The 10,473-nt window shown below is 32.7% G+C and carries 8 protein-coding genes and 2 pseudogenes; 1 reads left to right on the top strand and 9 read right to left on the bottom strand.

Features of this window, described 5'->3' with window-relative positions; genetic code table 11:
* Positions 1 to 52 precede the first annotated feature (52 nt).
* The gene (locus tag JEP36_RS16725; protein ID WP_071788544.1) at positions 53 to 196 is read right to left on the bottom strand and encodes an AcrZ family multidrug efflux pump-associated protein; all 144 of its coding nucleotides are present in this window, start codon (positions 194 to 196) and stop codon (positions 53 to 55) included.
* A 158-nt stretch (positions 197 to 354) separates the two neighbouring features.
* Between JEP36_RS16725 and modE the strand changes: the two genes are divergently transcribed.
* Positions 355 to 1,146, top strand: coding sequence for a molybdenum-dependent transcriptional regulator (gene modE, locus JEP36_RS16720; RefSeq protein ID WP_100159468.1), 792 nt, complete (start codon positions 355 to 357; stop codon positions 1,144 to 1,146).
* Positions 1,147 to 1,278: 132 nt separating this feature from the next.
* Here the strand turns inward: modE and JEP36_RS16715 are convergent, their stop codons facing one another.
* The 8 genes and pseudogenes from JEP36_RS16715 to JEP36_RS17960 all read right to left on the bottom strand — a co-directional run bounded on the left by JEP36_RS16715 (position 1,279) and on the right by JEP36_RS17960 (position 10,470).
* The gene (locus tag JEP36_RS16715) at positions 1,279 to 2,544 is read right to left on the bottom strand and encodes a hypothetical protein (protein WP_198620455.1); all 1,266 of its coding nucleotides are present in this window, start codon (positions 2,542 to 2,544) and stop codon (positions 1,279 to 1,281) included.
* 273 nt (positions 2,545 to 2,817) lie between these two features.
* Positions 2,818 to 2,958, bottom strand: a pseudogene (locus tag JEP36_RS17865) (contact-dependent growth inhibition system immunity protein); the annotation flags it as partial.
* A gap of 19 nt (positions 2,959 to 2,977) precedes the next feature.
* A complete protein-coding gene (gene cdiI / locus JEP36_RS16710) occupies positions 2,978 to 3,355 on the bottom strand; it encodes a ribonuclease toxin immunity protein CdiI (RefSeq protein WP_198630509.1) in 378 nt (125 codons plus the stop codon).
* Positions 3,356 to 3,366: 11 nt separating this feature from the next.
* Positions 3,367 to 4,053, bottom strand: coding sequence for a CdiA family toxin C-terminal domain-containing protein (locus JEP36_RS16705; protein ID WP_198630508.1), 687 nt, complete (start codon positions 4,051 to 4,053; stop codon positions 3,367 to 3,369).
* A gap of 275 nt (positions 4,054 to 4,328) precedes the next feature.
* On the bottom strand, positions 4,329 to 4,580 hold the full coding sequence (locus JEP36_RS16700) for a hypothetical protein (protein ID WP_198620424.1): 252 nt from the start codon (positions 4,578 to 4,580) through the stop codon (positions 4,329 to 4,331).
* An 8-nt stretch (positions 4,581 to 4,588) separates the two neighbouring features.
* Positions 4,589 to 4,933 carry a hypothetical protein gene (locus JEP36_RS16695; RefSeq protein ID WP_198620423.1) on the bottom strand — a complete coding sequence of 115 codons (345 nt, stop codon included), beginning with the start codon at positions 4,931 to 4,933 and terminating at the stop codon, positions 4,589 to 4,591.
* Between the two features lie 11 nt (positions 4,934 to 4,944).
* Positions 4,945 to 5,277: a zinc ABC transporter substrate-binding protein gene (locus JEP36_RS16690; protein WP_099075108.1), complete on the bottom strand. Its 333-nt coding sequence runs from the start codon at positions 5,275 to 5,277 to the stop codon at positions 4,945 to 4,947.
* Positions 5,278 to 5,283: 6 nt separating this feature from the next.
* A pseudogene (locus JEP36_RS17960) lies at positions 5,284 to 10,470 on the bottom strand (DUF637 domain-containing protein).
* Positions 10,471 to 10,473: the final 3 nt, after the last annotated feature.

Here is a 10,473-nt window from a genome sequence, read left to right as displayed (position 1 = left end):
AAAACAGCCCTCTAAAAAATTAGAGGGCTGTTCTAAATCAGGGAGGGAGATTTTATGATTTTTTGTCTGCTTTTGGCTGACTTGGTGAAATCAGGTTAAACACTTCACCCAAACCATAAATGATGCCCATAATGAGTACCATTACAACGGGTACCATCAAGAGAGCAAACCCTAAACTTTTCAATAATTCAAGCATGATAACCTCTTTATCATGGTATATTCGGAAAGCCAGAGTTGGCATTTCTTCACGAATAACGAATAATAACGCTATAGTTGTATATATTCTAGAGAATTATCGCTTTGTGTCGGTACAAAAAATGCGATAAACACACAAAAAAGAAGAAGCCTATCATTATGCAAGCAGAAATATTATTAACACTAAAACTTCAAGATAAGCTCTTTGCCGATCCTCGCCGTGTTGCGCTGTTAAAACAGATCAAAGCGACGGGTTCAATTAGTCAAGGGGCAAAAATGGCAGGCATTAGCTATAAAAGTGCTTGGGATGCCATTAATGAAATGAATCAACTCGCAGACGAACTTCTCGTTGATAGAGCAACAGGTGGCAAAGGCGGTGGTGGTGCAACTCTTACTCATTATTGTGAGCGCTTACTACAACTTTACGATCTGCTAGGTCAAATTCAGCAAAAAGCCTTTGATGTATTGAAAGACGATTCACTCCCTCTTGATAGCCTTTTAGCGGCGATTTCTCGCTTTTCATTACAAACGAGTGCCAGAAACCAGTTTTTTGGCACGATTATTGAGCGTGATAATCTTCAAGTTCAACAGCATGTTAATGTGCAACTTGCAGATAGAAAAACGACTATTCGTGCTGCCTTAACAGAAAAAAGTGCAGATCGCTTGGGCCTGAAAAAAGGCAAAGAAGTACTGATCTTAATTAAAGCGCCATGGGTTAATATTGAAAAAGGCTCATCCTTAGCGCAACAATATGATAATGCCCTTTCAGGCACACTCACTCAAATTGAGACGGGTAGTGAAAACAGCGAATTAGTGGTGACATTAGAAGGTGGGCAAGAAGTGTGTGCCACCTGTTCTAATCAGCATGTTAAAGAGCAAAAATTGCATATTAATGACAGCGTAACGGCTTTATTTAATGCCGATCAGGTGATTGTCGCCACACTGTGTTAATTATTAGCATGGTTGCTTTTTATTAAAAAATAAAACCATTACTTAGTTATTATTTTAGAAATAATATTAAGTGATGGTTTTTAATTGGAAATAATATTTACATAAATCAAATTTATTCTAATAAACTTCTGATTAACGTATTACATTAATATTTTCCAGTTTTACTGAACTTTCTAGTCTATCACCTACTTGCATGGTAACTGGAACAAAAACGTTAAAATCTTGCAACCAAGCTTGTTTGCTACTGATTTTCTGTTGTCCTTCATGAGTTTCATCACACTGAACTAACAGATATTTTCCACTAAACTCAGATGCTATACTACCTGCATCTCCTTCGCTTAACACATTACAACGTATTGATGAAGTTATTACTTCTTTTTTAGAATCAATACTTTCCCACTGTGCTTGATATTGTTGGCCAACGACTAATGGAAATTGCAGATCTGTCTGCAACTTACGGAGTAGTGAAATATCGTGACTGATAGACATAACAAACTTTAATTGTAACTGATTAGCCAACATTAAACGTTGTACTGTCCAGATACCATAATCTTCTAGATTACGTATATAACCATCCGATTGGGCATCCAACTGTACATTGACCTTACCGTATTCGCTTACTATGGTATAACGGATCTGTTTAAAGCGAGGAAGTGCCCATGGTTTTATCAATGATTGAGTTTGATTATTAATTCCTGTAGAAAGTGGATATTTATTAAGCCATTGCGGATTATTATTACTTAAATTGGGCATTGTTGGCCCCATCAATGTTGATACAGGCTTATTAATAGCAGGTACAAAGTGTCCCTCAGCAGTGAACGTTTTTCCTTCTGGTAACTGACATAATTGATTGAAAAGTTGTCTCATTTGAAGATCTATTTTGAAACTATTTTTACGACGAATAATATCATCAGTGATCAGCGAATCAGTAATGTACCCCTCACGATCTAGGTTCATTGCAACTACAGCGTCGCCCTGATGAGTTTTACAATTATATAAATAGTGCTCAATCTTTAGCTCAAGAGGTGCATCATAAGGTGGTTCCCAGATGGTTTCTGCAAAATCATATCCTGTGCGCACTGATAAGATGTCACCAATATGCTGAATACTATTAGTATCAACAAGGTTAGTCATACCGCCGATAGACATGTCAGATAATCTTTCCCATCGCGATTCTTTTATTGGAAATTGACAAACCATGCGGATATCTTCTGTTGTCATCAGCTTATTGTCTTGAGCTGGTGCATAACGAAGATAATTATTACCGTAATAGCGAGCTTTGGTTAGCCCTTCTTCATTCAATACATCCTTATATAAAAGCTGAGCTTTGTTCTGCTTACAATCAACAGAATGCCAATGCTGAACCGTTTCTCCATTATTATCCGTTAATGACACCATGTAATTCACACGATCATGGATCCTAATTATAGATAATGGATTAATTTTACTATTTATCAATGAAGGCTTATTCGTTGCATAGACAAAAGAAAATAACAAATAAGGTAGAAATAAAAATAAAATAATAAAAAAACGTAAGCTATACATATATATTCCTTTACTGATTGATTGTTTTTTATAGTTAATATGGTAGAAAATCACTATATATTGTTAATACTAATTAGTTCTATTTATTAGAATAATTATTTAGTAGTCTCAGTAGAAATAAAGTATTTAAACTTTACGACTAATACAACGCGTAAAAGCTTCTTTTATTGAGACACCTAAAACTTCGTCACTACAATTGGTTTTCAATGTAATAATTGCACTGTCGGGTATTCCCTCACCTACCCAATGATCCATACGTAAATTATTTTGTATTTTACAATTTTATTTATAAACTAAAATGATTTAATCTATTTTTTGATAGTAATATTTTAATTTTTATCTTATCTTCAGGATGAATTAACAAATACTTTTCACAAGATAATCTAATATATTGATAACAAGTATCTTCGCTTACAATAACAATATCTTTATCTGTTAGAGGATATCCTACTCCAAATTCAACACCTAAAAAATGATCAGATACATCAGCGCTATTCATATCTGGGAAAAAACAATATATTCCATCAAGGACAAAAGACTCTTTTTGAACAATATTAGAAACAGCTTCTAAAAAACAACCTTCATTATATATAAGATCAAAATAACTTTTTATAGTCCAACTAGGCTCATTTTTTTCATAGGGTAATTCAAATAGAAATTTCATTAATAATGCTCCTACTTAGGATGGAAGTTAGTAATTATCTTTGTTTCTTTATCTAAATATACTCTAAAAGTAATGCCTTCTGATATTGCATCATAAGATTGCAAATTTTTATCTAACGCATTCTTATATCCATTTGTAGCTGCTTTTTGACCTAATTCAAGTATTTTTTGGTCTGAAAAAACTTTGGGATCATAAATTGTTTTTTTAAAAGGTTGAGCGCCATTACCTTTATAATGAGTTATTTCTCCGGTTTGGGGATGCTTCGCAGGTATTTTATATTCAATATACGTTATCCCTCGCACATTTGTTGGGAGCTCTTTTATAATTTTCAAATCTTTATCCTTTACAACATTATAAAATACATTAGCATTATGACCACCTGAAATTCCCATTTTCTGAGTAAATTTATCTACTGTAGCTAAATGTTTTGGTAATTCAATTTGGAAACTTATTCCATCAGGAAATGAAACTCTTGTTGTTTTTCCTATTATTTTAGCTGATGTCTTAGCTATAAGCTGAGAACTTCCTTTCGCAACTCCAACACCACCAGAAAATAAGCCTACGAGATCAAAAATGAGTTTTCCACTTTCAACACCCGCATTAAATGAACCAGATACACCTGCTCTTTGATATTCTGCTTCTAGCTTTTCAATACGATCGATATAAGATTGTTTAACCGCTTGAGTTAATGTATCCAAAGCATTATCACTTTGAATAACCGCTTTGATACTTGTTCTAATGATTGTTCTTTTTGGGCTTTAATATCCTCAGATATACCTTTAGGCGCATCAATCGTTAGCTTTCCGCCAATATAAAGTTCAGGTAATTATTGCTATTCTTTATTAATTATTAACATGATTAGTTTTATTAAAAAATAAAACCATCACTTGCTAATTATTTTAATAAATAATATTAAGTGATGGTTTTTAGTTTAGAAGAATATTTTTATTAAAGAATAAACAATTAAAATTATTTATTCTGAATACATGCGAGTAAAATAATCGCTAATTTTATTGTTATCAAGCAATCTATCTTTGGTAAAATCAAGACTATCAGAGACTACAATATATTTTCTTAACTCTTCAGGAATATCTTCTATCTTTGCATAAATAGTTGGAACAATAAAACGAAAATAGTCACCCATTTTTGTTTCACCCTCATAGCCAATGGGATAATCTTCTCCTATAGATTGCCCCTCTAATGCTTCAAAATAAAACATTCCCATTTTAGCCCCTATTCCCGCATCAGAATGATTCCCATCCCATTTTTCAATTCAAAATCAAATTTTTTTATTATTTTTGATTTACCATATTTTCTATAAGTATAACTTGAATATAAATCAACAATATAGTTAGCATTCTTATTTATTTTATTGTTGTATTTTTCTGATTCACCATCAATATATTCAGATAAGTCATCCAAATATAATTTAATATCAGGTATCGATAATAGTACTTTAGGTAACCACCCACTATTGTTATTATACATTTTTGCTAAATACCTTTGATTATCCATGGCAACCCACGCATATGTGTAAGATGAACCTGGTACCCATTCTGAAATTAGAGATAAAGCCATATATCCTTATTTTAATTAATAGGTCCATCCCATCGTAATTGATGACGTAATTCATTAGGGACCAAGTTAAATAACATTTTAATATACTTGATATTACCATCATATAATATACTTATTTTTGAACTGCATTTTTCAGTATATGTTTTAGCTTGAAAATTTAAAAATGAAATATCACTTTCATCAAAATCTTGATTAAGTATTTTTTTGGGTAAATTATGAATTAACTGTAATTCGTAATAACAAGATTTATCTTTTGCTTTTGCTATCATTCCTCTAGACTGAATATTTCTTAATTGGGGCAAAATCCAATACATCATATCTATGTATATTTCATTTTTAGTCATATATTCTCACTTTATTTTTCTTACAGGTAATGGCTTTGAATCAACTATAGGATTGTCTATTTTAGTCCAGCTTCCATTATCTAACAATTGATTAATATATTTTATTTCTCCTATTTCATTATATATTTCCACTGCAGCAACCATCCTATGGTTACCTTCCGTTACATAATAAACACCCTTTTTATCTATATAACCCGCAATAATACCTGATGGAGCTTTGTAGCTATAAAAGTTTTTAAGCATATCAGCTTTTATTAAATCAACTGCATCAGGATCACTTAATCCTACTTGTCCACTTTTTATAGAAGAAACCAATTTATTTCTTGTGGTAATCTTAGCTGATGTCTTAGCTATAAGCTGAGAACTTCCTTTCGCAACTCCAGCACCACCAGCAAATAAGCCTACGAGATCAAAAATGAGTTTTCCACTTTCAACACCCGCATTAAATGAACCAGATACACCTGCTTTTTGATATTCTGCTTCCAGTTTTTCAATACGCTCGATATACGATTGCTTAACCGCTTGAGTTAATGTATCGAAAACATTATCACTTTGAATAACCGCTTTGATAGCTTGGTATGTTTCTAATGGATTTGTAGCAAGAGAAGCGAGCCCTTCAATCGTTTCATACAATCCTGTTGGTATACCTGCTACAAGGCCTGCATTAAACCCTGTATCTTGTCCTATATCTGCTGATAGCCATTTAAGATAAATTGCTGTCTTTTTAAAATAATTAGTTTCAGCAGATAATTCTTTCTCCATTAATTTTTGCTGATGATGAGAGAGATAATTGTAACGGAAACTATTTTCAGCCCCTCTAGCGCCACTATATACACCACCTGGCCCACCAGTAAAAATTCCACCTGCAATGCCACCAAATAATCTAACAAATTGAGCTTGTGATTCTGATTTTTTCTGCCACTCCTCAGCCTTAATAGTATTATCACCCAACGAAATAGCCGCAATTTCAGCAGCTAAACTGCCGACAATTGCACCTTTAACATTTCCTCCACTAATTTGGGCAGATAAACCAGATAATGTTGCATGACTTAACACCTTTCCTGCATGCCCTAATACCGCACCGTTATCACCAATTAGGTTGGCACCTTCTGCATGGAATTGACTACCAATATTGCTTAATAGCGCGGTTTTAAAATTATCAATAAAACTACCGCCTTGAATGGCAGTACCCAGTGTTGAGCTAACAACTGAATGCGAGTCGACACGCTGTGCAACTTGATTCCATGTTGCGTTATCAGTAAGCAGTAACTTACCTGTTGAAGGTAAGGTTCCTCCTTGGATTGCCTGATCCCACCCCATAAATTGGTCAAGACCTTGCAATGCCCCTGCCACCACCATGCTTGTAACAATAGATTTAGCGGTATCACTACGGCCGAGGGATTCAATAGTTTTATAAATACTGCCTTTGTTCTCAGCTAAAGAGACCGCAGCTTGAGATACTAAAGAGGCAAAACCCGCTTGTGCCGCAACCGATGCCGTTGAAGCCACACTGGCTGATGCACCTGCCGCAATGGTGGCTTCACTTGCCATTCCACCAATGGTTGCCGCCGTTGCAGTACCGTAAGTTGCAACCCCTACTGCGATGGCAATAACGGCACCGACAACAGGATTTAATTGCTGAGTTTTATCATCCCAATTGGAATAAGTGTCTTTAACTAAATTCCAATTAATATTTTCTTGACGTTGGAGATCTTTAAGCCAAGCATATTCTGGTGTATTACTTAAAACAGTTAATGCTTGTTCTAATGATTGCTCTTTTTGGGCTTTAATATCTGCAGTTATGCCTTTTGGGGCATCAATAGTAAGCTTTACGCCAATATAAAGTTTAGGTAACACCCATGTTCCTTTGGTATATCCCTGATTACGCTGAGTGATATAAATATCTTTTGAATTGGTAATAACTTGTTTAAAGGCAGTGTTTTTTACTGCTTTAAAATTAACTTTTCCTGTTTTACTTGTTAGCTTGGCATTTTTTGCTGTATCAATTTTAGTAGCTTCTAAAGTGATATCATCTTTAGCAAATAAATTAATATTGCTATTTGCAATAAACTCGGTGACTTTATTATTGGTGTTATAAAATGTTTTCGTATATTTCTTTTTAGTAATACACAAAGTCCACCTATTACATTTTTTCTTTTCTTCTTTGTAATAACTGGTTTCTTCCATCGCTTTCGCGTAAAGGAACCCACCTTTAGCGGCGATATCCATCTCTTTATTTGCAGTTAATTTTGATGCCTGAAATAAAATACTGCCTTCAGATAATAATGTTAGATTATTACCACTATTAATTTCAGTACTGACTTGTTTACGAAGTTCTTCTAAGTCAGAACCCGACTCTTTACGAAAATGCGTTATTACTGATCCCAATTGAATATTGTCACCACTTGAAATAGTGACATCACCCTCTGATTTAAATGAACTTCCTTCTGTGATTAATGTACCTGATGACGCAATAGAAATGCCTTTATTGCCAGTTATCATTGCTGTGGCATACTGAATATCTTGAGCATCTTCATGGGGATCTTTGATAGCAGAATAAGCGTTTGCACCCAGCTTTATATTTCTACCGGCTAATACAATGACTTTATCTTTTGAATTTAATATGGTTGAAGTTAAATCAATATCACGAGCGGCGTTTAAAATAAGGTTATTGCCTGAAAATAATTTAGATTGTAATTGAGGATAATGAATATCACTAAAGAAAGGATCGGCATCTTTTATTGATTTAGAGGAAAGAAAAATATCCTGTCCGGCATTAAAGGTTATGGCTTTATTACTATTATATTTTATTCCTTGACTAATAATATCTTTACCGGAAGTGAATGTAATATCACCTCGCATTTTCCAGCTTTCCGTTTTTGATAATGCAGGTTCTTGAGTATATAAATGGAAATAAGGTAATATCTTAAAAAACTCTGATTCATTCCTCTGAATTTTTATATCACCAGATGAAATTAAATTGAAAGAGTTAGCATTATTAACCTCAATATTATTAAAAGTAATATTTCCTCCCGACTGAAATAAGATAGAATTAGGAACATTAATAATAGGGGAAGTTAAAATATTATTTTCATTAAATGCAGAAATAGGGTTTAATGTATAATCAATGTTTCCATTTTTGGCAAGAACAACACTATCTTTTGCTGTTAAATCTACTTGATTCAGTTCTATATTTTTATTTGAAATTAAACTTAACTAATGTTCAGATGAGAGTTGCGCATCTTTTATTGTAATATCATCATTAGAGATAATAGATAGATCATTATTTGATTTTATATTTGAAGATACGTTAATAAAACTAGAATTAATTAATATATTATCAGCTAAAATTTCATAACCAGATGGAATTTTATTGATCAATCTTTTTGTTGGTGAATATTTAGATGGTGGCTTCGTTTCTATATTAATACTATCTTTAAAATCTAAAATTAAATTACCCTTTGATGATATTGTTAACGAATTATTTCTATCAGGTAACCAAGAATAAAATTTATTAACTAATTCAAAATTCAATGGTTCTCTTACATAAAGGATATCGTAATTATCTTCATCATCCTCCTCATCTGCATATACCCCTAAATGATCATATGTAGTCTTATACTTGTACCATAAATTTAATTCTCCAGATCCTAAATTTGAAATTACAGCATTACTTCCTGTTAAAATAGTATTTTTATTACTCCGTATCACTCCTAATTTATTAACCAATTCATTAGCATTAATATAAATATTTTTTCCTGAATCTATATATCCTATAGAATTACTATACTTATATTTATACCTTTCAGTATTAATAACATCCGTACTTGTTAAATCTAAATACCCAAACCATTTTTTATATGGAAAATTCTCTAATTCGGGATAATAGGTGTTTATAGAAACAACACCTTGACTATTTCCCCAATATGATGCGACAAAACTTCTTTTAGCGGTAGAGTTTGCTTCAATACTTGAAATAATGGGTAAATCACTTAAAGATGTATTAACCAACTTCTTTGTCCGAATAATCAAATCACCCTTTTCTGTTTTTATCGTGGCGGATTGATTTTCAATTAAACTACTGGGATCACCCTGTGCATTTTTTTGTATCCATAAATTATCTTTTGCTTGAATAAGTGCTTTTTCGCCTTTATTAGTGAGTTTATCTTCAAATAAACGCATATCTTTTTCTGAGATAATTTCACTATGATTAGTTAGCGCATGAGTTGCTAAAGTTATATCCCTTTTTGCTTTTAACTTTGCATTACTGTTAATTTGTAGTTCTTTACTGCTAACATTAATATCTTGTTCAGATTGAATATTGCCATTAAAGGTAATTTTTCCATCAACAGTTAAATTCATACTGTTTTGAGTTGTCTGAATATCACTTAAATTAACACCAACGCCCTTTTCTGTGCTGACTAGGCGTATTTGATTGGCATACATTCCCTCCAGTGCTTTTGTATCAATAGATATTGTTGGTTTTATACTTTCTCCATTAAGGCTATTTACCGTTCCTTTTTCAAAATCAATACGGTTATTTCCTTGCATTAAAGAAAGATTTTTAGCGTTTATTTTTCCATTTAATTCAATACTACGACTAATAATATCAGCATAATTTTGCAGCTCGGTATTCATACCTTGTTTACCAATAACAACACTGCCTTTTTTTACTTCTATTGCTGAATAGGCACCTTGAGGGCTAAATTGAGGTTTTCCTGTCGTAAGCGTAATTGCAGGGGTATTAATAAACGAACAACCATCACACGTAATACCATTCGGATTTGCAATAACCACTTTCGCCTGTTCACCTGCAACTTCTAATTTACCTAATAACTGTGAATATCCATTTCCTACTACTTCATTAATAATTAAATGCGCTGCATTACTTTTTAAATTAGCATTGGGATTTACTTGTTTAGCTAATTGTGTATTAACAGGAATTGTTGCATTATTAAGTACAACACCTTGTTTACCAACATTAAAAGAATGAAATTGATTATGAGAAACACCAATATCATTAGGTGTTGCAATATTAATAATAGGAACTGTATTTTGCTGACTTATTTTTATTGTTTTATCGGATGGAGTAATTATAGAACTCCAAGCGGGATGTAATGGGTAAATAGCGGTTAAATAAATAATGCTATAACTAATTAAACACTGTTTTCGAGAGATATCCTTTTCGTCCATAAA

The sequence above is a fragment of the Proteus sp. PR00208 genome, from assembly GCF_016238545.1.
Classification (GTDB): domain Bacteria; phylum Pseudomonadota; class Gammaproteobacteria; order Enterobacterales; family Enterobacteriaceae; genus Proteus.
This window is presented reverse-complemented; position numbering and strand designations above follow the sequence as displayed.

What these genes read in the sequence shown, in the direction of transcription:
- cdiI (WP_198630509.1), bottom strand. Translation starts at nt 3,355, where the DNA reads ATGAAATTTCTATTTGAATTACCCTATGAAAAAAATGAGCCTAGTTGG.
- JEP36_RS16715 (WP_198620455.1), bottom strand. Translation starts at nt 2,544, where the DNA reads ATGGTGTCATTAACGGATAATAATGGAGAAACGGTTCAGCATTGGCAT.
- JEP36_RS16725 (WP_071788544.1), bottom strand. Translation starts at nt 196, where the DNA reads ATGCTTGAATTATTGAAAAGTTTAGGGTTTGCTCTCTTGATGGTACCC.
- JEP36_RS16695 (WP_198620423.1), bottom strand. Translation starts at nt 4,933, where the DNA reads ATGGCTTTATCTCTAATTTCAGAATGGGTACCAGGTTCATCTTACACA.
- JEP36_RS16690 (WP_099075108.1), bottom strand. Translation starts at nt 5,277, where the DNA reads ATGACTAAAAATGAAATATACATAGATATGATGTATTGGATTTTGCCC.
- modE (WP_100159468.1), top strand. Translation starts at nt 355, where the DNA reads ATGCAAGCAGAAATATTATTAACACTAAAACTTCAAGATAAGCTCTTT.
- JEP36_RS16700 (WP_198620424.1), bottom strand. Translation starts at nt 4,580, where the DNA reads ATGGGAATGTTTTATTTTGAAGCATTAGAGGGGCAATCTATAGGAGAA.